Source organism: Streptomyces sp. NPDC033174 (assembly GCF_055577795.1).
Genome location: NZ_JBVIPQ010000001.1, coordinates 84,697 through 106,298, shown reverse-complemented (window position 1 = coordinate 106,298; position 21,602 = coordinate 84,697). Strand labels below are relative to the sequence as shown.

The following is a 21,602-nucleotide window of genomic DNA, read 5'->3' as shown; positions in this document are numbered from 1 at the left end:
GAACAGCCGGTTGCGGGTTCAAGTCCCGTCACGTCTTCGGGACGTGTAGCTCAAGTGGCAGAGCAGCAGTTATATGGACCGTCGCCGACCCTGAACTCGGGCACCCCCGTCGCTGTGTCTCCCCTCGCGTTCTCGAATTCGGGGGAATTCTCATGGCACGCTTCAACACCCGTACCACCAAGGCCCGTCCCACCTCGCCCGTGACCTCCACCGGCGCCACCGCCCGTACCCATCAGGGCGGCACCGGTGTACTGCGCGACGCCAGGTCCGAGCTGTTCCTGCTCGCCGTCGCCAATCTCGTCTCCCAGGACACCTTCTACGAGAGCGGCGAGAAGCGCGACGACCGCTTCGCCGCGCTCGTGCGCACCCTCGCCGTCGAGGACCCCGAGTGGACCGCCGGCCTGCTCGGCTGGCTGCGCCGGGACGGCCATCTGCGGACCGCGTCGCTCGTCGGCGCCGCCGAGTACGTGAAGGCGCGTCTGGACGCGGGCGCCGAGAACGGCCCCTCCAACCGCCAGGTCGTCGCCTCCGTCCTGCTGCGCGCGGACGAACCGGGTGAGCTGCTCGGCTACTGGACCTCGACCTATGGGCGCGCCGTCCCCAAGCCCGTCAAGCGCGGGATCGCCGACGCCGTCCGGCGCCTCTACCACGGCCGGTCCCTGCTCAAGTACGACACCGCCTCCAAGGGCTACCGCTTCGGCGACATCCTCAATCTGGTGCACGCCTCGCCCGACCCCGAGAAGGCATGGCAGGGCGAGCTGTTCCGGTACGCGCTGGACCGCCGGCACAACCCCGAGACCGCCGTGCCGCCGGCCTCCGACCGGACGCTGACCGCGCACCGGGCCCTGATGGCGCTCCCGGTCGGCGAGCGCCGCGCGGTGCTCACCGCGCCCGACGGCGCACGCCGGCTGGCCGACGCGGGGATGACCTGGGAGGCCCTGGCGGGCTGGCTCCAGGGGCCGATGGACGCGGCGGCCTGGGAGGCCGTCATCCCGTCCATGGGTGCCATGGCGCTCGTCCGCAATCTGCGCAACTTCGACCAGGCCGGAGTCTCGGACGAGGTCGCGGCCCGGGTGGCGGCGAAGATCTCGGATCCCGAGGTGGTCGCGGCATCGCGGCAGTTCCCCTTCCGCTACCTGGCCGCGTTCCAGCACGCGCCCTCGCTGCGCTGGTCGTACCCGCTGGAGAAGGCCCTCGGCCACTCGCTGGCGAACGTTCCGGCGCTGCCCGGCCGCACCCTGGTCCTGGTCGACCGGTCGGGTTCGATGTGGTCGCGGCTCTCGGACCGCTCCGAGCTGAACCGGGCGGACGCGGCGGCCATTTTCGGCGCTTCCGTGGCGATGCGGGCCGCCGACGCCGATCTGGTCGAGTTCGGCACCTCCAGCGCCCGGGTGAAGTACCGCGCGGGCGAATCCGTACTGAAGGTGCTGGGCCGCTTCGGCGAGCTCGGCGGCACCAACACCACCGAGGCCGTGCGCAAGCACTACAAGCGCCACGACAGGGTGCTGATCGTCACCGACGAGCAGGCGTCGTACAGCCACTACGGCGACCCGACCGCGCAGGTGCCGGACCACATCCCGGTCTACACCTGGAATCTGGCCGGCTACCGGGTGGGCCACGCCCCCTCGGGAAGCGGCAACCGTCACACCTTCGGAGGCCTGAGTGACGCCGCCTTCCGGATGGTGCCGCTGCTGGAGGCGGGGCGGAACGCGGACTGGCCCTGGAGCTGACGAAGGACACATGTTCGCATCTGTGCCGTCGCGATCTGGTCCTCCGGGGCTCAGGAGGGCGCATACTTAATCACAATGACGAAGCGACCCGCGCCCCGGCGCCACCTGCCCACGAGCCCCTTCCAAGCCCCGGTCGACCCCCTCATCAAGGCGTTCGCCCTGGGAGACCGCGTCTCGCACGACCAGTACGGCCTCGGAAAGGTCATCGGTGTCGAGGACGGGGTCGCCATGCTGGTCGACTTCGGCTCCAGCCGGACCCGCATCCTCAGCCCGTACTCCCGCATGAACAAGCTCTGAGCGGGCGCGCGACCCTGGTGTCCGCGCCCGGGACGAACCGCCCCGGCGCGCTGCACCGGGGCGGATCTTCCGCGTCCGCGCGGCTCTGACCTGCCGCTTCTCAGAGGATCTGGGCGGCGGGCTTCACCATGCCCCGGACCGTCCGGGACTTCACGAACTCGCCGATGGCCGTCATCTCCCACTCGCCGGAGAACTGCTTGATCAGCTTCGCCATCATCACCCCGGTCTGCGGCTCGGCGGTGGTGAGATCGAAGCGGACCAGCTCCTCACCGGTCGCCGCGTCGATGAGCCGGCAGTAGGCCTTGGCGACCTCGGTGAACTTCTGTCCCGAGAAGGAATTGACCGTGAAGACCAGACCGGTCGCGTCGGCCGGCAGCCTTCCGAGGTCGACCACGATCACCTCGTCGTCCCCCGCGCCCTCGCCGGTGAGGTTGTCGCCGGAGTGCTTCACGGACCCGCCCAGGATGGACAGCTTGCCGAAGTAGCAGCTGTCCAGGTGGTTGCGCTGGGGGCCGTACGCGATGACGGAGGCGTCGAGGTCGATGTCCTTGCCGCGATAGGCGGGCTCCCAGCCCAGACCCATCTTGACCTGGGACAGCAGCGGCCGGCCGCCCTTGACCAGGGAGACGGTCTGGTTCTTCTGGAGGCTGACCCTGCCCTTGTCGAGGTTGATCTTGCCGCTGCCGGCGGGCGCGGGTGCCGGGGCGGCGGGCGGCGCGGAGGGGACGGGCGGGGCCTGGGGTGCGGTCGTCCTCGGGTCGACATGCGCGGGGGCGGGCGCCGGGGCGGCGGCGGGCTCCTCGTCGACCGAGACGCCGAAGTCCGTGGCGATGCCGGCCAGCCCGTTGGCATACCCCTGGCCGACGGCACGCGCCTTCCAGGCACCGCCGCGCAGATAGATCTCGACGACGACCAGGGCGGTCTCGGCGCCGAGCCTCGGCGGGGTGAAGGTCGCCAGCGCGTTCCCGCTGTCGGCGTCGCGGATGGTCGCGGTGGGCTCGATGCCCTGGAAGGTCTGCCCCGCGGCGTCCGGGCTGGCCGTCACGACGATCTTCTCGATCCCGGCCGGCACGGCGGACGTGTCCACGATGATCGCGTCGGGCGCCGTGCCGCCACCGGAGCGGTAGGTGACACCGGGGCCGGCCGGCTGGTTGTAGAAGATGAAGTCGTCGTCCGAGCGGACCTTGCCATCGGCGGTGAGCAGCAGGCCCGATACGTCGAGCCGCACCGGGGCGGCGACGTCCACCGCCACACGGGTGGCGGCGAGGGGGATGTTCGAGCCGGGGGTCATTGCGGTCATGCCAGGGGTAACGAGCGAGGTGGCTTTGCCGTTCCCTTACCTTTCCAAGCTTCCGAAACGTTCCTCCGGTCGGCGGCCGTCCGCTGTCGGCCACTGACTGCCGCAGTCCGGCCGCGGGGCACCGTCTACCGGCGGCCGCGGTTGCGGGGATGGTCCCGGGCGGCCCGCTCGTTGCCGTGCTTGTACGCGCCCGTCCAGCGGGCCATCACCAGCTGGGCGTCACCGAATCCCACCTCCGCCAGGAACTTCTCCGCGCGGCTGCCACGCAGCGTCCCGGCGGCGCGTCCCTGGTGGGTGATGTCGACGCTGCCGTCGGCGTGCTGTTCGAAGGTGAATCCACGAGGTCTTGGCATGGCGGAATCCTCGTCGCACCCCACCGGGCGCGTCACCCGGATATTCGCCTCTCCCGCCGCACGTTCGCCGCGCCCACCGGACGTCAGTGCGGCCAGAGCGGCGGGCGGGTGCAGAAGTGGCCGCCCAGATGGGCGTGGTCGGGGTTGTCGTCGGAGAGCTCACCCTGCTCGGCGAGGAGATCTCGCGCGTACGGCTCCGAGTCGTCCTGGGGTTCGTAGCCGAGCGCACGGGCGCCGGCGAGGTCCCACCAGAGACGGGTGTTGGCCGACGAACCGTAGACGACGGTGTGCCCCACGCCGTCGGCGGTGAGCGCGGCGTGGAAGAGCCGGGCGCCGTCGGCGGGGCTCATCCAGACGGAGAGCATCCGTACCGAGGTGGGCGCGGGAAAGCAGGAGCCGATCCGTACGGACACGGTCTCCAGACCGTGCCGGTCCCAGTACAGCTGCGCGAGGTCCTCTCCGAAGCCCTTGGACAGGCCGTAGAAGGTGTCGGGGCGGCGGGGCGTGTCCACCGGGATCAGGGGGTCTCCCGCGCGGGGGCGGGGGGTGAAGCCGACGGCGTGGTTGCTGGAGGCGAAGACGATCCGTCCGACCCCTTCCTCCCGGGCGGCCTCGTAGAGGTGGTAGGTGCCCTGGACGTTGGCGCTCAGGATCTTCTCGAAGGTGGACTCCAGGGAGATTCCCGCCAGATGGAGGATCGCGTCCACGCCCTCGACCGCCTCGCGCAGCGCCCCCTTGTCGGCCAGATCGGCGGTGATCGCGTCGGGCGCTCCCTCGACCGGCCGCGCATCGAGGAGGCGGAGCTCGTAGCCGTACGCGGGGAGCAGTCCGCGCATCAGGGTGCCGAGGCCTCCGGCGGCGCCGGTGAGCAGGAGGGTGCGAGGAGCGGGCATGGGCGGGACTCTCCTTGAACGCTCATATGAATGACTGTAGTTCACATCCATGGAAACGCAGGGACACGCTAGAGAGTGCGTCCGAGCGTCGTCAAGCCTCCGCGTCCCGGGTCAACTCCGGTCCAGAGGCGCGGTTTTCCGCCTTGACCGGCGCACGGGCGCTGTCCTAGCGTGGCGGTGTTCAGAAATATGGACGTCGATCAGAATTGTGCACGACAGTCTGCCCAGGGAGCGCCCGTGACCTCGCCCGTGTCTTCGCCCGTGGCCGCGCCCGCCGCCCCGGCCCCGCTCGCCGGCCGGCTCGGCGGCCTGCTGTTCTTCCCCGTCACCCCGTTCGGACCGGACGGCGGGCTCGACCTCGGCACCTTCCGCGCGCATGTCCGTTCCGGAATCGACGCCGGGGCCGCCGCGGTCTTCGCCTGCTGTGGCACGGGGGAGTTCCACGCCCTGACCCCCGAGGAGTTCCGCGCCTGCGTCGCCGCCGCCGTCGAGGAGGCCGCCGGCCAGGTGCCCGTGGTGGCCGGAGCCGGCTACGGCACCGCGCTCGCCGTCCAGTTCGCGAAGCTCGCCGAGGAAGCCGGCGCGGACGGCCTCCTCGCCATGCCGCCCTACCTCGTCTTCGCCGACCAGCAGGGGCTGCTGCGCCACTACACCGATCTCGCCGCGGCCACCTCGCTCGATGTGATCGTCTACCAGCGCGACAACGCGATCCTCACCCCCGAGACCGTCGTCGCCCTGGCCCGCACCGAGGGCGTCATCGGCCTCAAGGACGGCCACGGCGACCTCGATCTGATGCAGCGCATCGTCAGCGCGGTCCGCACGGAGGGCCTCGGCCTGCTGTACTTCAACGGCCTGCCGACAGCCGAACTCACCGGCCCCGCCTACCGGGGCATCGGTGTCACCCTCTACTCGTCGGCCGTCTTCTGCTTCGCCCCCGACATCGCCCTCGCCTTCCACACCGCGCTCGACAGCGGCGACGACGCCACCGTGAACCGGCTCATCGACGGCTTCTACCGTCCGCTCGTCGAATTGCGGGCCAAGGGCCACGGCTACGCCGTCTCCCTCGTCAAGGCGGCCGTACGGACGGGTGGCCTCGACGTCGGCGGCGTCCGCCCGCCGCTGAGCGAACCCGCCCCCGCCCATCTCAAGGAGCTCGGCGAGATCATCGAGCGCGGCCGAGCCCTGCTGCGGGAGGGCGCGTGAGGGCGTCCGCCTTCGTCTATCCGTGGGACGTCGTCGGTGACCCCGACGCGCCGGCCCGTATCGCGGACCTCGGCGTCCAGCAGGCCACCCTCGCCTCTGCCTACCACTCCACCCGCGCGCTGACCCCCCGCCATCCCCGCCACCGCGTCGTCACCGCCGAACACGCCGCCGTGCTGTACGAGCCGGACCCGGCGCGCTGGGCGGGCCGCGCACTGCGGCCGAACGCGGCGGGGGCCTGGGCGCCCGGCGACACGTACGGAGAGGCCGCCGAAGCCCTGGAGCGCGCCGGGCTCGACGTGCACACCTGGGTCGTCCTCGCGCACAACTCCCGCCTGGGCGCCGAACACCCGGAGACCTCGGTGGTGAACGCCTACGGCGACCGCTACCCCTGGGCGCCCTGCGTCGCCCGGCCCGAGGTCCGCACCCTGCTCGTGGACCTCGCGGCGGAGGCGGCGGTACGCCCCGGGGCGCGCGGCACCGAGCTGGAGTCCTGCGGCTGGTACGGCATGGCGCATCTGCACGCCCACGACAAGACCGCGGGAGTCGCACTCGACGACACCGCGCAGTATCTGATGTCGCTCTGCTTCTGTGCGCAGTGCGTGCGCGGATACGCCGAGACGGACCTGGACGCCGGCGAACTGAGCGCGTCGGTACGCGCCGCGCTGGAGCCGGTCTGGCGCGGCGGACCCTGCGCGGGTGAGAGCGGCGCGCTCCTGGCCGCCACGCTGGGGTTCCGGGCCCGGGTGGCACGGACCCTCCAGGACGAGGCAATCGCGGCGGTACGGGCGGCCGCGCCCCCCGGATTCCAGGTGCTCCTCCACGCCGACCCGGCGCCCCATCACTGCGGCGCCAACGCCGGCGTGGACCCGGAACACATCCTGCGCGTCGCCGACGGTGTCGTGGTGCCCTGCGCGGGCGGGGCGGGCCTCCTCGCCCCCTTCGCCGCGCACGCCTCCCCCTCGAACGTCCTCGCCGCCAACTTCCCCGTCGTACGCGGCATGGGCGGCAGCCCGGACACCCTCGCCGCCGACGCCGCGCGCGCCGCCGGGCGGGGCGCCACCGAACTGCGCCTCTATCACGCCGGGTTGGCCTCGGACGCGGACCTGGCGTCGGTTGCGTCGGCGCTCGCCGCCCTCGGCTGAAGGGAGGGAGCGCGGGATCGGGCGGGCCCTAGCCTTCCGCCGGCCCCCGGCGGCTGTCGGCGGCGGTCCTGCGGCCGGCGCTCCCCTTCTCGTACCGCAGCGCCGCCCCCGTGAGCACCGCTCCCACGCCCTCCCAGACGCCCACGCCCAGGAAGCCGGCGGGCGCGCGGCCGCTGAGCACCGCCGCCGTGAAGACCGCGCAGGTGAGCAGGCGGAAGGGAACCGTCCAGCGGAAGAAGGCCTTCCAGTCCGCCAGCGCGGCCAGGATGTAGTACGCACCCATATTGAGCGCGGCCATCGAGGAAGCGGTGAGATAGACGAGGGTGTAGTCGCCCTCCGCGCGGCGGGACTCGGACATGGGGTCGAAACCCATGGACTCGATCATCACGTCCGGGGCGATCAGCCCCACGACACCGAGGCCCGCGGCGAGTACGCCGAAGACGGCCATGGTCCAGCCGGACAGGGAGCGGGGCAGCCGCACTGAAGTTCTCCGTAAACGAGGGACGTTGACGCGTCCCTGCCTATCGTGCGGCCTGCCCCGCCCGCGACCCGGGGTCTACCCGAGCGCCGCGGCCATCATCTTCTGGGCGACCGGAGCGGCCAGGCCGTTGCCGCTGACCTCCGACCGGGCGGCGCCCGAGTCCTCTACGAGGACGGCGACCGCGACCTCCTTGCCGGTCGAGGCGCTCTTCGCGTACGAGGTGAACCAGGCGTACGGCGTCTTGCTGTTGTTCTCGCCGTGCTGGGCGGTGCCGGTCTTGCCGCCCACCTCCGCGCCCGCCACCTTGGCGTTGGTGCCGGTGCCCTGGTCGACCACGGTCACCATCGCGCTGCGCAGCTGCTCCGCGGTGCCGGAGGACACGACGCGCCGCGCGCCGTCGCCGTCCCCGTACGACTGAAGGGTGTTGCCGTCGGCGTCCACGACCCTGGACACCATGTGGGGCGCCGCCATCACCCCGTCGTGGGCGAGGGCCGCCGACACCATGGCCATCTGGAGCGGCGTGGCCGTCACATCGAACTGCCCGATGCCGGTCAGCGCCGTCTGCGCCTTGTCCATCCCCGACGGATACACACTGGCGTAGGCGCGCACGGGGACATCGCGTGCGTCCTCGTTGAACCCGAACTTCTCCGCCATGGCTCGCACCTTGTCCTGCCCCAGGTCCACGGCCATCTTGGCGAAGACGTTGTTGCAGGAGTACCGCAGCGCGGTGCGGATCGTGGCGTTCTCGCAGGGAGCGGACCGGTTCTCGTTCTCCAGCACCGTGCGCGTGCCGGGCAGGGTGTAGGGGTCCGGGCTGTCGGTCGCGGTGTCCACCGACCCGTAGAGCCCGTCCTCCAGCGCGGCCGCCGCCACGACCAGCTTGAACGTCGAGCCGGGTGGCAGGGGCTGGCGCAGCGCCCGGTTCACCAGGGGCTTGTCCTCGTCGGAGGTGAGCTTCTTCCAGGCCGCGCCGTCCGTCGCCGAGGCGATCGTCGAGGGGTCGTACGAGGGGGTGCTGACCATGCCGAGGATCTTCCCGGTCCCCGGGTCGACGGCGACGGCCGCGCCCTTGGTGTCTCCCAGCGCCTTGTACCCGGCCTTCTGCACGGCCGGGTCGATGGTGGTGAGCACGTCACCGGGCTGCTGCCGCTCGCCGGTGAGCGCGTCCAGCGGGTTCTTCAGGCGCGTGTCGGTGCCGTCGAGGACCCCGGAGTAGATGCCCTCCAGCTGCGTGGCGCCGAACGCCTGGGAGCTGAAGCCGGTGACGGCCGCGTACAGCGGGCCGTCGGTGTAGGTGCGCTTGTACGCGAGGTCGTTGCCCTCCGTCCTCGTCGAGCCGGTGACCGGAGCGCCGGCCACGATGATGTCCCCGAGCGGCTGCGCGTACTGCGCGATGACGTTCCGCCGGTTGTGCTTGTCGTCCGCGAGAGCCGTGGCTTCGTACGCCTGAACCCAGGTCACCCGCACCAGCAGGGCGAGGACCAGGAGCAGCGAGAAGACCGAGGCGTGCCTGATCGTCTTGTTCATCCCACAGGAGGACGAAAGGGCAGGAGGGCGGCGTTCCGTTTCTCCGGGTTTCTCAGGGAATCCTCATCCTGGCCGGTCAGCGGGATGCCGTCCCGCGCGGGCTGACGAACCCCGACTCGTACGCCACGATCACCGCCTGCGTGCGGTCCCTCGCCCCGGTCTTCGCCAGGACGGCCGCCACATGGGTCTTCACCGTCGCCGGTCCGACCTCGAGCCGGTCGGCGATCTCCGCGTTCGTCAGGCCCGTCACCATCAGCCGCAGGACGTCGGCCTCCCGCTCGGTGAGCCTGGACAGCCAGGCGGGGGCGGCCGGACGCCGGCGGGCGTGCTCGGCCGCCAGATCCCGCACGGCGGCCGGGTACAGCAGCGAATCGCTGCGGGCCACCAGCCGGACCGCCGCGACCAGGTCCTCCGCCGCCGCCCGCTTCAGCAGGAAACCGGCCGCGCCCACCCGCAGCGCCTCGAAGACGTAGGAGTCGTTCTCGAAGGTGGTGACCACCAGGATCCGCGGCGGCTCCCCGGACGCGCCGAGGATCTGTTCGGTGGCCCGGATACCGTCGATCTGTGGCATCCGCACATCCATCAGGACGACGTCGGGCCGCAGTGCGCGCACCACGGAGACCGCCTCGGCCCCGCTGGACGCCTCGCCGACCACCTCCAGGTCGGGCTCGGCGTCCAGAATGACCCGCAGCGCCGTACGGACCATCCGCTCGTCGTCGGCGAGGACCACCCGGATCGGCGCGCCCTTCTCCGGCCGCTCTTCGGGCGCGCTCATCGCCGGCCGCCCGTCAGGGGGAGCCGGACCGCGAGCCGCCACACCCCGTCCACCGGCCCGGCGTGCGACGTGCCGCCGAGCAGCCGGGCCCGTTCGCCGATCCCTCGCAGCCCGCGGCCGCCCCCGGGGCGCACCACCGGGCCGTTCTCCGGCAGCGGGTTCTCCATCGTTATCTCCAACTCCCCGTCGTGGACCGCCATCTGCGCGGTCAGCGGCTCGCTCCCGGCGTACCGGGCCGCGTTGGTCAGGCCTTCCTGGACGATCCGGTACGCCTCGCGCGACACCGGCTCCGGCAGCCGGTCCAGGTCCCCGGTGACGTCCAGCGACACCTTCGGGCCGACCCCGGTCAGCAGGCCGTCCAGCGCTTCGAGTCCCGGCCCCGGCAGCTCGCCGTCGTCCTCGCCCTGCCGCAACAGCCCCAGCACGGAGTCCAGTTCGCCGACCGTGCGCCGCGTCGTCTCCTCGATCGCCGCCAGCGCCTCCCGCACGAAGTCCACATCGCTGTCCAGCACCCTGCGCGCCGCGCTCGCCTGCAGGGTGACCGCGCTCAGCGCATGGCCCACCGAGTCGTGCAGCTCCCGTGCGAGCCGGTTGCGTACGGCGAGTTCGGCGGCGCGGCGCTCGGCCGCCGCCAGCCGGTCGGCGGGCGTCGGCCCGAGCAGCCGGGGCGCCTGGCGGGCCAGCAGCGAGCCCGCCCCGGCGGCCGCCGCTGCGAGGGCCACCAGCATCAGCAGTCCGGCCGGCAGCCCCGCGTACACCACCCAGTCCCGGTTCACGGACCAGTAGTCACTCATCCTCGAATCACGCAGGGAGGCGGAGAACGGCAGCACCATCAGGCTCACCGCGAACGGCGGCAGCGCCAGGGACGCACCGCTGATCAGACCGCCGAGCCCCACATGGAGCGTGTACCAGCCCGCCGTTCTCGCCCGGGCGGCGCGGCTGCCCGCCGGGCCCTCCGCGAACCGGTCCGCCGGCACCCCGCACAGCGTCCGCGCGGCCGCCACCGACATCGGCCGGGTCAACGGGAAGAGCGCGGTGACCGCCGCCAGGGGCAGCGCGATCGCATACGCCCCGAACTGCACGGTCAGGGAGGCGGAGAACATGCTCTGTCCATCCGTGAACGGCCCGATGATCACTGTCCCGACGAGCCAGTACGGCATGAGCAGAGCTCCGCCCAGGATGAGGTGGATCCAGCGCAGCCGGGCCCGGCGGCCGAAGAGCGCACGCGCCCACCTCACGCGGCGCGCCGCCGCAGGAAGACCGCCACGCAGCCGGCCAGCAGCAATCCAGTGATCATTTCGCCAGCGTAGGCCGTGACCATCAGGGCCGTGGGCTCCTTTCCGGCATCCGTCTGCGGCATCAGTGTGGCCAGCACCATCCAGCCGCCCCAGCAGCCGACCCCGCCGGAGCCGATCCAGGCCGCGGTCAGCGCCGTCCTGACATCCAGCGACGGGCGGAGCCGGAAGACCAGGGCCAGTACGCCCGCCACCGCGACGACCAGGAAGGCGGCCTGCGCGGCCTCCAGTACGGAGAAGCCGGACGGGTGCTCGGCGACCCGGTCCGGAGAGAGACCGCGCTCCGACCCGGTGGCCCACATCAGCCGCAGGGCGAACGGCACCAGGGCCAGTACGGACGCCACTCCCGCCGCGACGCGCACACCGCGCCCCGGGAAACCGGCCGGAAGTTCCCAGAGCGTGCCCTGCCACACATGGCCCCAGCGCTCACGGGCGTAGAGGGCGAAGAGGGTGCCGAGCGTGATGCCCTGCAGGATGAAACCGGTGTAGACGACGCCGAAGACCCAGTCCTCCAGGAACGGCTCGGACCCGGCCGCCTTCTCCCCGCCGCCGGTGAACAGCGAGGCGATCAGCTGGAGCGGGAAGCCGACCATGATCGGGGCGAGCAGGCCGGTCGCCACCCACATCGGAAGGACCAGCAGCCAGGTCTTCACCCGGAGCCCCCACGGCTGGGTGAGCAGCAGCGCGAGGACGACGACGGCGACGTCCATCAGGATCGTGACGCTGTTGGCCGCGGCCATCAGCCCCCGGTGCTCCAGCAGCACACTGCCGGCCGGAATGCCGATCTCGCTGCCGGCGACCCAGGCGATCTTGAGGGAGACGTACGGGACGCAGGCGGCGACGGCGAGAGCGCGCAGCGCCCGGCGGCCGGAGCCGAGACGGTGAGCGGAGAGAGAGGTTGATGTCATGCCCCCTACGCTCCCGCCGCGAAGGTCCCGCCACCTCCTGCTCGGCGATGAACCGTCTCCCCCGAACGGCGGAGACCGCCGCGGCGGCGCCATCGATGAATTGACCGGTCATTCCGGTGCTCAAATGCACCCCACAGCAGGTCACATGAGTCGGTAGAGTCGTACTCATGATCACCGAGACGCAGACCTTCGCCCCCGTCCTGACCCGCGCCGCCGACGCCGAGACGACCAGCGACCCGAGCAGCGTGATGACCCTTCTCGCCGACTCGGACACCACCGGCGGCACGCTCACCAGCTACCGATCGTCCTTCGCCAAGGGCGCGGTCGGAGCGCCCGCGCACTTCCACACCAAGGCGTCGGAGATGTTCTTCGTGCTCGGCGGCTCGCTCCAGGTCCTGCTGGGCGAGGAGCTGACCGTCCTGGAGCAGGGCGACTTCCTGCTCGTGCCGCCGCACACCCCGCACGCCTTCGCCGCGGCTCCCGGCGCCGAGGCCGATGTGCTGTTCGTCTTCACCCCGGGCATGGCCCGCTTCGACTATCTGCGTCTGCTGGGACGGGTGATGCGCGGCGAGGCGAGCTTCCAGGAGATCAAGGACTCCTCCGAGCTCTACGACAACCACTATGTCGACAGCCCCGTCTGGAACGAGGCGCTCGCCGCGCGCTCCTGACCCCTTCCGGGTCCTTGCCGCGCGGCCTCAGAGCCGGCGCGTCGCCAGCGTCAGCCGGTCACGCGCGTCGAAGAGTGCGTCCTTGATCATCTGCTCATGGCCCGGGGTGAGCCGTGCGACCGGAACCGAGCAGCTGATCGCGTCGCGCGCCGGGGTGCGGTACGGGATGGCGATGCCGAAGCAGCGCAGCCCCAGCGTGTTCTCCTCGCGGTCCACGGCGTATCCCTGCTCACGGATGACGTGCAGCTCCTCGATGAGCGTCTCGCGGTCCGTGATGGTGTGCTCGGTCAGCGCGGGCAGCGACTCGGGGAGCATCTTGCGGACCTGCTCGTCGCTGTGGGTGGCGAGCAGCGCCTTGCCGAGCGAGGTGGAGTGCGCGGGAAGCCGGCGCCCGACCCGGGTGAACGGCCGCAGATAGTGCTGCGACTGCCGGGTGGCGAGATAGACGACGTTGGTTCCGTCGAGCCGCGCCAGGTGGATCGTCTCGGTGGTGTCGTCGGAGAGCCGGTCGAGGGTCGGGCGGGCGGCGGCCACCACCTCGTCCCCGTCGATGTACGAGGTGCCCACCAGCAGGGCCCGCACACCGATGCCGTACCGGGTTCCCGTCGCGTCGGTCTCCACCCAGCCGAGCTCCACGAGCGTCCGCAACAGCATGTACAGGCTGGACTTGGGGTAGCCGACGGCCTCCTGGACGGCGGCGAGGGAGTGCATACCGGGCCGGCCGGCGAAGTACTCGAGCAGTTCCACCGTGCGTACAGCGGACTTGACCTGCGCCCCACCGGAATCGGCAGTCGACATTCGCCCTCGCCCCTCTTGTTAACCAAGTGCGCCCGTTAATAGAGTCCCCGGTGCATTCACCTACAGGAACTATGTTCAGAATAGCGAACAAGGGGCATCGCGGTGGCAGCAGAACCAGTGTGGAGTGTGGACCCCCGAACCGGGAAGCCGCGCGAGCAGGTTGCGGTGGAGGCCACAGCCGAGGAGGTCGACCAGGCCGTCCGCGCCGCGCACGCCGCCCGCCCCGCGCTCGCCGAGCGCGCGACCCGTTCCGCCTTCCTGCGCACGGCCGCCGAACTCCTTCAAGGCGCGCACGAACCCCTCATCGAGGCGGCCGACGCGGAGACGGCGCTCGGCCCCGTCCGGCTCCGTGGCGAACTCGCCCGTACCTGCTACCAGTTGCGTGCCTTCGCGGACATCGTCGACGAGGGCGCCTTCCTCGGGGTGATCATCGACCACCCCGACGACACCGCCACGCCGCCCGTCCCCGACCTGCGCCGCTACCGCGTCCCGCTCGGCGTCGTCGCCGTGTACGCCGCCTCGAACTTCCCCTTCGCCTTTTCCGTACCGGGCGGGGACACCGCCAGCGCGCTGGCGGCCGGCTGCCCCGTCGTGGTCAAGGCCCACCCCGACCACCCCGCCACCTCCGAACTGGTTGCCGCCGTCCTGCGCAGGGCCGCCTCGGTGCACGGCATCCCCGAGACCGTCATCGGCCTGGTCCACGGCTTCGACGCGGGCGTCGGGCTGATCCAGCACCCGCTGGTCGCTGCCGCCGGATTCACCGGCTCGATCCGCGGGGGACGCGCCCTCTTCGACGCGGCTGCCGCCCGCCCCGTACCGATCCCCTTCCACGGCGAACTGGGCTCCCTCAACCCGGTCGTGATCACCGAAGCGGCGGCCGAGGAGCGCGCCGAGCAGATCGGCGCCGGGCTCGCGGGCTCCATGACGCTCGGCGTCGGCCAGTTCTGTGTGAAGCCCGGCCTGGTCCTGGCCCCCGCCGGCGCGGCCGGCGACCGCCTCCTCGACGCCCTCACGGACGCAGTCAGCGACACCGCCGCGGGGGTCCTCCTCGACCACCGGATGCGCGACAACTTCCTCACGGGCGTCGCCGAGCGCGCCGGGCTCCCCGACGTCCACGCCCCCGTGACCCCGGGAGCCGGCAGCAGCCACACGGTCAGCGCGGGCTATCTGACCGTCCCCGCGCAGCGCCTCACCGAGGAGAGCGCCCACGACCTGCTCCTGGAGGAGTGCTTCGGCCCGGTCACCGTCGTCGCCCGCTACACCGACGACGCCGAGGTCAGCGCCGTACTGTCCCGGCTCCCCGGAAACCTCTCCGCGACCGTGCATCTCTCCGCCGACGAGGCGGCGGGCAAGGGCCGCGGCGCCGAGATCCTGGCCGAGCTCACCCCCCTCGCCGGCCGCGTCCTCGTCAACGGCTGGCCCACCGGCGTCGCGGTCGCCCCCGCCCAGCACCACGGCGGCCCCTACCCGGCCACCACCTCCACCTCGACCTCGGTCGGCGGCACCGCGATCGAGCGCTGGCTGCGCCCGGTCTCCTACCAGTCGACGCCCGAACCGCTGCTCCCGCCGGAGCTGCGCGACGACAATCCGCTGGGGCTCCCGCGCCGGGTGGACGGACGCCTGGAACACTGACCGCATGGACCTGGCTCTTCCCGAACTGCCCTTCCCCCTGCGGGCCTACGGCCCCGATGCCGACTGGTCGTACGAGCAGGGCGTGCTGAGCGGCTGGGCGGGCGCCCGCCAGGACCGCTTCGTACCGCCCACCGGCGACGCCCTGGACCCGGCGTCCGACGCGCCGCGGCTGGTCGGCGCGCCCGAGGGCGACTTCCAACTGATCGCCCGCGTCAAGGTGAGCTTCGCCGCCGCCTTCGACGCGGGCGCGCTGTACGTCCATGTCGCCGATCGGGAGTGGGCCAAGCTCTGCCTGGAGCTCTCCCCGGACAGGCCCACCGTCTGCACGGTCGTCACCCGCGGCCAGTCCGACGACGCCAACTCCTTCGTCGTGGACGGCGACAGCGTCTGGCTGCGGGTCAGCCGCACCGGCGGCGCGTTCGCCTTCCACGCCTCCACGGACGGCGAACACTGGACCTTCGTACGGATCTTCGCGCTCGGTACCAAGGAGCAGGCGGCGGCGGCGCTGGTGGGCTTCATGGCCCAGTCGCCGGTGGGCGAGGGGTGCGTGGTCTCGTTCGACGGGATCGAGTTCCGTCCGCAGTGGCCGCGGGCGCTCAGGGACGGCTCGTAGCCTCAGACCGTCACGACGATCTTGCCGGTGTGGGTGTTGGACTCCATCAGCCGGTGGGCGTCGTTGATCCGCCCGAGGCCCTCGAAGGTCTCGGCGATGACCGGCGCGAGCACGCCGCCGGCCAGCCCGGCAGCGATGAAGTGGCTCGCCCGGCGCCGGAAGTCCTCGCTGCCCACGAGAGCGCCGTTGTTGTACGTGCGGATGGTCAGCGGCCAGTTCATGGACAGCGCGACGGGGCGCGGGTCCAGCCATCCGTAGAGCACGGCGGTCCCCCCGGTCACGAGCGCGTCCCCGAGCGCGGCGAAACCGGGGCCGCCGATCGCGTCGAAGGCCAGCTCGGCGCCCTTGCCGCCGGTGAACCGCCCGACCTCCTTCACCAGATCCTCGGTGTCGGTGGTGATCACGTGCGCGGCACCCAGGCCGAGCAGCCGCTGCCGCTTCTCCTCGCCGCGGGTGGTGACGATGGGCACCGCCCCGACCTGCAGCGCCGTCTGGATTGCGGCTGTCCCGACCCCACTGGAACCGCCGGTGATCAACACATGGTCGCCGGGGCGCAGGCCGCCGGTCTCCACCATCCCGCCGTACGCCGTCGAGTACGCCAGCCACAGCGCCGCGGTCGTCACCGCGTCGGCTCCCTCCGGCCGGCGCAGCACCGACTCCTGCGGCAGGACGATCCGCTCGCCGTACACACCGTGGACCCCGAAGTCGAAGTTGGCGGCGGCCATCACCGCGTCGCCGGGCGCGAACGCGCTCACGCCCTCGCCGACCGCCTCCACCACACCGGCCGCCTCGTAGCCGAGCCGGGAGCCGGGGAGCGTGGCCGGGTAGTAGTACCCGCCCGCGCGGAACAGCGCCTCGGCGCGGTTGAGCCCGATCGCCTCGACCTTGACGAGCACCTCGCCGGGCCCGGGGCCGGCCAGCGGTACGTCCTCGACGGTGAGCACCTCGGGCCCGCCGAGCTCATGGAAGAGAACTGCCTTGGTCATCCGGTTCGTTGTCATGGAAACGACCGTAGGAGGCGGCCGCGAGACGATCCATGTCCCAAGGGATTGCCTTTATGTCCCAGCGTCTCCGCCACGGGGTACGGTGCCGGTCATGGACGTACTGAGCGACGCGATCGCGGCCATGCGCACGGGGCTTCCGCACTCCAGCCGGAACCTCAAGTACGCCCCGTGGGGCGTCCGTTTCCCCGCCCACGGCGGCGCCGGGTTCCATGTGCTCCTCCAGGGCTCGGCCTGGCTGCTGCCGCCGGACGGCGCCGAGCCGGTCCGCCTCGGCCCGGGGGACGTGGTGTTCCTGGCCCACGGGTACGGTCACGGGCTCGCCGACCACCCCGACTCGCCGCTCGCCGACGTCGTCCTCGCACCCGACGGGACCTGGCCGCGGGTCCAGGACCCCGAGCCCCCGGCCGGAGGTGCTCCCGAGACGCTCCTGCTCTGCGGCGCCTACCAGTTGAGCAGGAACCGGGCCCATCCGCTGCTCACCGAGCTGCCGCCGTTCATCCATTTCCCGGCCGGGGCCGACGGGCACGACCGGCTCCGGTCGGCCGTCGACCTGCTCGGCGCCGAACTCGCCGAGCCCCAGCCCGGATCGGACGCGATCGTCCCCGCACTCCTCGACACCCTGCTCCTCTATCTGCTGCGCGCCTGGTGGACGCGGAACGGCGCCGACGAGCCGACCGGCTGGGCCGCCGCCCTCGGTGACCCGGCCGTCACCGCCGCGCTGCGCGCCCTCCATGCCGAGCCCGCCCGGGCGTGGACGGTCGAGGAGCTCGGCGCCCGGGCGGGGCTGTCCCGGGCCGCGTTCGCCCGCCGGTTCACCGCCCTCGTCGGCCAGCCGCCGCTGACGTACCTGACGTGGTGGCGGATGACGACCGCCGGCCGGCTGCTCCGCGCGGACGACGCCCCGCTGCGGACGGTGGCCGAACGCTCCGGCTACACCTCCGAGTTCGCCTTCGCCAAGGCCTTCAAGCGGGAGTACGGAATGGCACCCGGCCGGTACCGCAGACAGGCCGGGTGATCCCGGGACCGTAGAGCGACAAGCCTCACGGCGGACGGTCCTCACGCCCTCGGCGCTTCACGGCCGCCGTTGCCTCACACCCCTCTGCCGCGCGGCAGTCGCAGGGACGCCAGTGCCGTGGCGGCGAGCAGTACGGCGCTGACGATCAGGCTGATCCGCATCCCGCTCTCGAACCCGCCCGCGACCAGGGAGCCGAACACCGCGACGCTCAGGCCGCCCGCTGTCTGCCGGACGGCGTTGAGCAGCCCGGCGGCCGTGCCCGCGCGCTCGGCCGGGACCGCTTCCATCATCGCGGCGATCAGCGGCGGCAGCGAGAAGCCGCAGCCCAGCGCCAGCGGGATCAGCGCGGCGGCCAGCAGGGGGAGGGGTGTGGAGTCGTCGACGCCCAGCAGAAGCAGCAGTCCGCCGACCGCGACCAGCTGACCCGTGACGATCGGCAGCCGGGCTCCCCAGCGGGCCGCGACCTTGGCCGAGGCCACGTTCACCCCCGCGAGCAGGCCCGTCATCGGCAGGAACATCAGCCCGGCGCCGAGCGGCGAGAGGTCCAGCACCTGTTGGAAGAAGAGACTGAAGACGAAGATCATGCCGTAGAAGGCCACGCTGTTGGCGGATCCCGCGGCGACGGCCACCGCCACCTTCGTGGAGCGGAAGAGCCCCAGCGGCACGACCGGATGCGGATGGCGCGTCTCGATCCGCAGGAAGGCGGCGAAGGCGACCACCGCCACCCCCAGCGCCCACAGACCTGCCCGGCCGCCCTCGATCGCGGCGAACGTCAGCGCGCCGAGCGCGACCACGGCGGTCAGCTGCCCGGGCACGTCCAGCGGCGCCGGGCGGGGGCGTGAACGGGCGGTACGGGTCAGCAGCGCGAGCGCGAGCAGCCCCAGCGGCAGATTGATGAAGAAGATCCAGCGCCAGCTCCAGGCGCTGGTGAGCGCACCGCCCGCGACCGGACCCAGGGCGACGGCGACCGTGCCGCCCGCCGCCCACAGCGACACCGCGCTGGCCCGCCGCGCCGGATCGGCGTACGCCTCACGGACCAGTGCCAGCGAGGCGGGCAGCATCACGGCCGCGGCGACGCCCTGCACCACCCGGGCGGCGAGCAGCGCGGGCAGCCCGGGCGCGAGTCCACAGGCCGCGGACGCGAGCGTGAAGAGGACGACCCCGCCGGCGTAGGCGCGGCTGGCCCCGGCCCGGTCCGCCAGCGCGCCGGTGGACAGCAGCAGCGCGGCGAAGGCGAGGGTGTAGGCGTCCACGACCCACTGGAGGCCGGTCAGCGCGGTGCCCAGATCCGCGCCGATCGCGGGCAGGGCGACATTGACGACGGACGTGTCGAGGGTGATGAGCGCGAAGCCGAGCATGGCGGCGGTGAGCGCCGCGCCGGGGCCGCGCCCGCGCCCGGCCGGCTGCCCGGCAAAGACGGACTCGCCTTGTTCGAGAGGGGGTTCGCGCAGTTGCTTCGTAGCCATGCGCCCAGCCTCGCGATCTTCGACGCCCTAGAGTAGTGGCGGGAATGCCATACGTCCGGAGGTTCTGGCCATGCTGTCGGCTCCACGGCCGCGACGGGTCGCGGTGATCGCCGCCCCACCCGTCTCGATGTTCAACCTCTCCGTCCCCGAGATGCTCTTCGGCAAGGTCGAGGTGGAGGGTGCCCCGGCGTACGAGACGCTGATCTGCGCACCCGACCCCGGGCCGGTCACCACGGCCGGCGGCCTGGACCTGGTCGTGCCGCACGGCCTCGACGTGGTGGACCGCGCCGACACCGTGGTGCTCGCCGGCAGCGGGTCGTACGAGGAGCCCGACCCCAGGGTCCTCGACGCGCTGTGCCGCGCCGCGGCCGACGGCAAGCGGATCGCCTCCATCTGCACCGGCGCGTTCGCCCTGGCGGCCGCCGGGCTGCTGGACGGCCGGGCGGCGACCACCTACTGGACCTACACGGAGAAACTCGCCGCCCGCTATCCCGCCGTCAACCTCCAGGAGGACGTGCTGTTCGTCCAGGACGGGCCGATCGTCACCTCGTCCGGCTACGCGGCCGGGATCGACCTGTGCCTCCACATCATCCGTACCGACTACGGCGCCGCCGTCGCCAACACCGTGGCCCGGCTCGCGCTGGTCGCGCCCGTACGGCCGGGCGGCCAGACCCAGTTCACCCAGACCCCGCTGCCGCCCGAGCGCGGCGTGTCCTTCGCCCGCACCCGCGCCTGGGCGATGCGCCACCTCGACGAGCCGCTCACCCTGACCGACCTGGCGCGCCACGCCGGGGTCTCCGTCCGTACGCTCTCCCGCCGCTTCCACGCCGAGACGGGCGTCAGTCCCCTGCAGTGGCTGCTCCACCAGCGCATCGAGCGGGCAAAGGAGCTGCTGGAGACCACGGAGCTGGGCATGGACCAGGTGGCGCGGTCGAGCGGCCTGGGCACCGCCGACTCACTGCGCCGGCATGTACAGCGGCGGACCGGGCTGACGCCGAGCGCCTACCGGGGCTCGTTCACCCGCGTCGCCGGCGAGGCCCGCGTCGCGCCGGCCGGCCGGGTCGCCCGGGACGCGCCCACCGGCCGGGACGCGCCGGACCGCGTGGACATTGCCGGGGCCCCGCTCGCGATCGGGCCCGTCGTGCGCCGGGGCGCAACCGGGGCACGCCCTTCCGCGTCCCTCCCGGCATGATCAGACGTGCCACGCCCGACGACCTCGACGCCATCGCCGTCCTCCACACCGAGGCCCGCGCCACCTACTACCGGGGCCACATCCCGGACGCCGACTTCGAGGGCCCGGCCGAGCTTGCCAGGACCCGAGACGGCTGGGCCGCGGCGGTCGAACGCCGCGCGGTGCTGTGCGCCGAACGGGACGGCGAGATCGCCGGCATCGCGGCCTACGGCGTTCGCGACGGCGTCATGAACCTCACCCAGCTCCATGTCGCCCCCGCCCGCTGGCGCCAGGGCGTCGGCACCGAGCTGCACACGGCGTGCGTCGAAGCCTGGCGGCGGGACGGCGTTCCCACCGCGCGCCTGGAGGTGTACGAACACAACACCCGAGCCCAGGCCTTCTACACCGGCCGTGGATGGGAACCGGACCTGGCGGCTCCGCGCTCCGGCACCCATCTCGTGCTCCGCCTCACACTGGCGCCGCCCCAGGAATGAGCCGGGGGGCGGCCGCGTTGCCCCGGAGACGGCGGAGGGGGCCTCCGCACCGTACGACCTGGAAAGAAGCAGACACATGCGCGTCGAGATCTGGAGCGACATCGCCTGCCCGTGGTGCTACATCGGGAAGGCCCGCTTCGAGAAGGGGCTCGCGGCCTTCGCCCACCGCGACGACGTCGAGGTGGTGCACCGCTCCTTCGAGCTCGACCCGGGCCGGGCCAAGGGCGACACCGCGCCGGTGATCGACATGCTGGCCAGGAAGTACGGCCGCACCCGCGAGGAGGCGCGGGCCATGGAGGAGCACGTCGCCTCCAACGCCCGCTCCGAGGGCCTCGATTACCGCACGGAGGGCCGCGACCACGGCAACACCTTCGACATCCACCGGCTGCTCCACCTGGCCCGCGAGCGCGGCCGTCAGAACGAGCTGCTGGACCTCGCCTACCGGGCGAACTTCGCCGAGGAGCGCTCGGTCTTCGACCCCGAGGCGCTGGTCGGCCTCGCCGTCGAAGCGGGCCTCGACGAGACCGAGGTGCGTGCCGTGCTCGCCGACGGGGAGGCGTACGCCGACGCCGTACGCGCCGATGAGCGCGAGGCCGCCGAGCTGGGCGCGAACGGTGTGCCCTTCTTCGTCCTCGACCGGCGCTACGGGATCTCCGGCGGGCAGCCCGCGGAGGTCTTCACCCAGGCTCTGGAGCAGGCCTGGCAGGGCCGGGCCGTCCAGCCGGCCGGAGCCCAGGGCGAGGCGTGCGACGCCGACGGAACCTGCGACCTATAAGTAACGCTTGGGTATACCCCTTAACTTTAAGTAATTGACTTTGGGTCGGAGGCGCTCCAGGG

At 72.4% G+C, this 21,602-nt stretch carries 22 protein-coding genes; 11 read left to right on the top strand and 11 right to left on the bottom strand.

Features of this window, described 5'->3' with window-relative positions; all coding sequences use genetic code 11:
- The first annotated feature begins 152 nt into the window (after positions 1-152).
- Both ACZ5VC_RS00535 and ACZ5VC_RS00530 read left to right on the top strand, forming a co-directional pair.
- Complete coding sequence (locus tag ACZ5VC_RS00535; RefSeq protein WP_469117946.1) at positions 153-1,730, top strand: TROVE domain-containing protein; 1,578 nt, start codon at positions 153-155, stop codon at positions 1,728-1,730.
- Positions 1,731-1,805: 75 nt separating this feature from the next.
- Positions 1,806-2,027: a hypothetical protein gene (locus ACZ5VC_RS00530; RefSeq protein ID WP_468711237.1), complete on the top strand. Its 222-nt coding sequence runs from the start codon at positions 1,806-1,808 to the stop codon at positions 2,025-2,027.
- A 100-nt stretch (positions 2,028-2,127) separates the two neighbouring features.
- Here the strand turns inward: ACZ5VC_RS00530 and ACZ5VC_RS00525 are convergent, their stop codons facing one another.
- From ACZ5VC_RS00525 to ACZ5VC_RS00515, 3 genes are all read right to left on the bottom strand, one after another.
- The gene (locus ACZ5VC_RS00525; RefSeq protein WP_469118885.1) at positions 2,128-3,318 is read right to left on the bottom strand and encodes a TerD family protein; all 1,191 of its coding nucleotides are present in this window, start codon (positions 3,316-3,318) and stop codon (positions 2,128-2,130) included.
- A 134-nt stretch (positions 3,319-3,452) separates the two neighbouring features.
- Positions 3,453-3,680 carry a hypothetical protein gene (locus ACZ5VC_RS00520; protein ID WP_469117945.1) on the bottom strand — a complete coding sequence of 76 codons (228 nt, stop codon included), beginning with the start codon at positions 3,678-3,680 and terminating at the stop codon, positions 3,453-3,455.
- Positions 3,681-3,763: 83 nt separating this feature from the next.
- A complete protein-coding gene (locus ACZ5VC_RS00515; RefSeq protein ID WP_469117944.1) occupies positions 3,764-4,573 on the bottom strand; it encodes an NAD-dependent epimerase/dehydratase family protein in 810 nt (269 codons plus the stop codon).
- A gap of 237 nt (positions 4,574-4,810) precedes the next feature.
- On the opposite strand from ACZ5VC_RS00515, the gene ACZ5VC_RS00510 reads away from it, so the two are divergent.
- Both ACZ5VC_RS00510 and ACZ5VC_RS00505 read left to right on the top strand, forming a co-directional pair.
- Positions 4,811-5,776, top strand: coding sequence for a 5-dehydro-4-deoxyglucarate dehydratase (locus ACZ5VC_RS00510; RefSeq protein WP_469117943.1), 966 nt, complete (start codon positions 4,811-4,813; stop codon positions 5,774-5,776).
- A complete protein-coding gene (locus tag ACZ5VC_RS00505) occupies positions 5,773-6,918 on the top strand; it encodes a hypothetical protein (RefSeq protein ID WP_469117942.1) in 1,146 nt (381 codons plus the stop codon). Before ACZ5VC_RS00510 ends, ACZ5VC_RS00505 begins: the two co-directional genes overlap by 4 nt.
- Before the next feature lie 28 nt (positions 6,919-6,946).
- On the opposite strand, the gene ACZ5VC_RS00500 is transcribed toward ACZ5VC_RS00505, so the two are convergent.
- From ACZ5VC_RS00500 to ACZ5VC_RS00480, 5 genes are all read right to left on the bottom strand, one after another.
- A complete protein-coding gene (locus ACZ5VC_RS00500) occupies positions 6,947-7,366 on the bottom strand; it encodes a hypothetical protein (RefSeq protein WP_469118884.1) in 420 nt (139 codons plus the stop codon).
- Between the two features lie 108 nt (positions 7,367-7,474).
- Positions 7,475-8,926 carry a penicillin-binding transpeptidase domain-containing protein gene (locus ACZ5VC_RS00495; RefSeq protein ID WP_469117941.1) on the bottom strand — a complete coding sequence of 484 codons (1,452 nt, stop codon included), beginning with the start codon at positions 8,924-8,926 and terminating at the stop codon, positions 7,475-7,477.
- Positions 8,927-9,002: 76 nt separating this feature from the next.
- On the bottom strand, positions 9,003-9,701 hold the full coding sequence (locus tag ACZ5VC_RS00490) for a response regulator transcription factor (RefSeq protein WP_469117940.1): 699 nt from the start codon (positions 9,699-9,701) through the stop codon (positions 9,003-9,005).
- Complete coding sequence (locus tag ACZ5VC_RS00485) at positions 9,698-10,939, bottom strand: sensor histidine kinase (RefSeq protein ID WP_469117939.1); 1,242 nt, start codon at positions 10,937-10,939, stop codon at positions 9,698-9,700. Before ACZ5VC_RS00485 ends, ACZ5VC_RS00490 begins: the two co-directional genes overlap by 4 nt.
- A complete protein-coding gene (locus ACZ5VC_RS00480) occupies positions 10,936-11,904 on the bottom strand; it encodes a hypothetical protein (RefSeq protein ID WP_469117938.1) in 969 nt (322 codons plus the stop codon). The genes ACZ5VC_RS00485 and ACZ5VC_RS00480 overlap by 4 nt, the downstream gene beginning before the upstream one ends.
- Positions 11,905-12,071: 167 nt before the next feature.
- Here ACZ5VC_RS00480 and ACZ5VC_RS00475 point away from each other — a divergent pair, with 167 nt between their 5' ends.
- Positions 12,072-12,572, top strand: coding sequence for a cupin domain-containing protein (locus tag ACZ5VC_RS00475; RefSeq protein ID WP_469117937.1), 501 nt, complete (start codon positions 12,072-12,074; stop codon positions 12,570-12,572).
- 27 nt (positions 12,573-12,599) lie between these two features.
- Here ACZ5VC_RS00475 and ACZ5VC_RS00470 read toward each other — a convergent pair whose 3' ends face one another.
- Positions 12,600-13,370, bottom strand: coding sequence for an IclR family transcriptional regulator (locus ACZ5VC_RS00470; protein ID WP_468711250.1), 771 nt, complete (start codon positions 13,368-13,370; stop codon positions 12,600-12,602).
- Positions 13,371-13,472: 102 nt separating this feature from the next.
- Between ACZ5VC_RS00470 and ACZ5VC_RS00465 the strand changes: the two genes are divergently transcribed.
- Both ACZ5VC_RS00465 and ACZ5VC_RS00460 read left to right on the top strand, forming a co-directional pair.
- Positions 13,473-15,002, top strand: coding sequence for an aldehyde dehydrogenase (NADP(+)) (locus ACZ5VC_RS00465; protein ID WP_469117936.1), 1,530 nt, complete (start codon positions 13,473-13,475; stop codon positions 15,000-15,002).
- A 4-nt stretch (positions 15,003-15,006) separates the two neighbouring features.
- Complete coding sequence (locus ACZ5VC_RS00460; RefSeq protein WP_469117935.1) at positions 15,007-15,615, top strand: DUF1349 domain-containing protein; 609 nt, start codon at positions 15,007-15,009, stop codon at positions 15,613-15,615.
- Positions 15,616-15,617: 2 nt separating this feature from the next.
- Here the strand turns inward: ACZ5VC_RS00460 and ACZ5VC_RS00455 are convergent, their stop codons facing one another.
- Complete coding sequence (locus tag ACZ5VC_RS00455; RefSeq protein WP_469117934.1) at positions 15,618-16,616, bottom strand: zinc-dependent alcohol dehydrogenase family protein; 999 nt, start codon at positions 16,614-16,616, stop codon at positions 15,618-15,620.
- A 94-nt stretch (positions 16,617-16,710) separates the two neighbouring features.
- Here ACZ5VC_RS00455 and ACZ5VC_RS00450 point away from each other — a divergent pair, with 94 nt between their 5' ends.
- Entirely contained in the window at positions 16,711-17,634 is a 924-nt protein-coding gene (locus ACZ5VC_RS00450; RefSeq protein ID WP_469117933.1) for an AraC family transcriptional regulator, read from the top strand.
- A 74-nt stretch (positions 17,635-17,708) separates the two neighbouring features.
- Here ACZ5VC_RS00450 and ACZ5VC_RS00445 read toward each other — a convergent pair whose 3' ends face one another.
- The gene (locus ACZ5VC_RS00445; RefSeq protein WP_469117932.1) at positions 17,709-19,100 is read right to left on the bottom strand and encodes an MFS transporter; all 1,392 of its coding nucleotides are present in this window, start codon (positions 19,098-19,100) and stop codon (positions 17,709-17,711) included.
- Positions 19,101-19,170: 70 nt separating this feature from the next.
- On the opposite strand from ACZ5VC_RS00445, the gene ACZ5VC_RS00440 reads away from it, so the two are divergent.
- The 3 genes from ACZ5VC_RS00440 (at position 19,171) to ACZ5VC_RS00430 (ending at position 21,540) form a co-directional block, all read left to right on the top strand.
- Positions 19,171-20,292 carry a GlxA family transcriptional regulator gene (locus ACZ5VC_RS00440; protein WP_469117931.1) on the top strand — a complete coding sequence of 374 codons (1,122 nt, stop codon included), beginning with the start codon at positions 19,171-19,173 and terminating at the stop codon, positions 20,290-20,292.
- Positions 20,289-20,765 carry a GNAT family N-acetyltransferase gene (locus ACZ5VC_RS00435; RefSeq protein ID WP_469117930.1) on the top strand — a complete coding sequence of 159 codons (477 nt, stop codon included), beginning with the start codon at positions 20,289-20,291 and terminating at the stop codon, positions 20,763-20,765. Before ACZ5VC_RS00440 ends, ACZ5VC_RS00435 begins: the two co-directional genes overlap by 4 nt.
- 76 nt (positions 20,766-20,841) lie before the next feature.
- On the top strand, positions 20,842-21,540 hold the full coding sequence (locus ACZ5VC_RS00430; protein ID WP_469117929.1) for a DsbA family oxidoreductase: 699 nt from the start codon (positions 20,842-20,844) through the stop codon (positions 21,538-21,540).
- Positions 21,541-21,602 lie beyond the last annotated feature (62 nt).

What these genes read in the sequence shown, in the direction of transcription:
- ACZ5VC_RS00460 (WP_469117935.1), top strand. Translation starts at nt 15,007, where the DNA reads ATGGACCTGGCTCTTCCCGAACTGCCCTTCCCCCTGCGGGCCTACGGC.
- ACZ5VC_RS00530 (WP_468711237.1), top strand. Translation starts at nt 1,806, where the DNA reads ATGACGAAGCGACCCGCGCCCCGGCGCCACCTGCCCACGAGCCCCTTC.
- ACZ5VC_RS00470 (WP_468711250.1), bottom strand. Translation starts at nt 13,370, where the DNA reads ATGTCGACTGCCGATTCCGGTGGGGCGCAGGTCAAGTCCGCTGTACGC.
- ACZ5VC_RS00515 (WP_469117944.1), bottom strand. Translation starts at nt 4,573, where the DNA reads ATGCCCGCTCCTCGCACCCTCCTGCTCACCGGCGCCGCCGGAGGCCTC.
- ACZ5VC_RS00495 (WP_469117941.1), bottom strand. Translation starts at nt 8,926, where the DNA reads ATGAACAAGACGATCAGGCACGCCTCGGTCTTCTCGCTGCTCCTGGTC.
- ACZ5VC_RS00440 (WP_469117931.1), top strand. Translation starts at nt 19,171, where the DNA reads ATGCTGTCGGCTCCACGGCCGCGACGGGTCGCGGTGATCGCCGCCCCA.
- ACZ5VC_RS00535 (WP_469117946.1), top strand. Translation starts at nt 153, where the DNA reads ATGGCACGCTTCAACACCCGTACCACCAAGGCCCGTCCCACCTCGCCC.
- ACZ5VC_RS00455 (WP_469117934.1), bottom strand. Translation starts at nt 16,616, where the DNA reads ATGACAACGAACCGGATGACCAAGGCAGTTCTCTTCCATGAGCTCGGC.
- ACZ5VC_RS00430 (WP_469117929.1), top strand. Translation starts at nt 20,842, where the DNA reads ATGCGCGTCGAGATCTGGAGCGACATCGCCTGCCCGTGGTGCTACATC.
- ACZ5VC_RS00480 (WP_469117938.1), bottom strand. Translation starts at nt 11,904, where the DNA reads ATGACATCAACCTCTCTCTCCGCTCACCGTCTCGGCTCCGGCCGCCGG.
- ACZ5VC_RS00500 (WP_469118884.1), bottom strand. Translation starts at nt 7,366, where the DNA reads ATGGCCGTCTTCGGCGTACTCGCCGCGGGCCTCGGTGTCGTGGGGCTG.
- ACZ5VC_RS00520 (WP_469117945.1), bottom strand. Translation starts at nt 3,680, where the DNA reads ATGCCAAGACCTCGTGGATTCACCTTCGAACAGCACGCCGACGGCAGC.
- ACZ5VC_RS00450 (WP_469117933.1), top strand. Translation starts at nt 16,711, where the DNA reads ATGGACGTACTGAGCGACGCGATCGCGGCCATGCGCACGGGGCTTCCG.
- ACZ5VC_RS00475 (WP_469117937.1), top strand. Translation starts at nt 12,072, where the DNA reads ATGATCACCGAGACGCAGACCTTCGCCCCCGTCCTGACCCGCGCCGCC.
- ACZ5VC_RS00435 (WP_469117930.1), top strand. Translation starts at nt 20,289, where the DNA reads ATGATCAGACGTGCCACGCCCGACGACCTCGACGCCATCGCCGTCCTC.
- ACZ5VC_RS00490 (WP_469117940.1), bottom strand. Translation starts at nt 9,701, where the DNA reads ATGAGCGCGCCCGAAGAGCGGCCGGAGAAGGGCGCGCCGATCCGGGTG.
- ACZ5VC_RS00445 (WP_469117932.1), bottom strand. Translation starts at nt 19,100, where the DNA reads ATGGCTACGAAGCAACTGCGCGAACCCCCTCTCGAACAAGGCGAGTCC.
- ACZ5VC_RS00525 (WP_469118885.1), bottom strand. Translation starts at nt 3,318, where the DNA reads ATGACCCCCGGCTCGAACATCCCCCTCGCCGCCACCCGTGTGGCGGTG.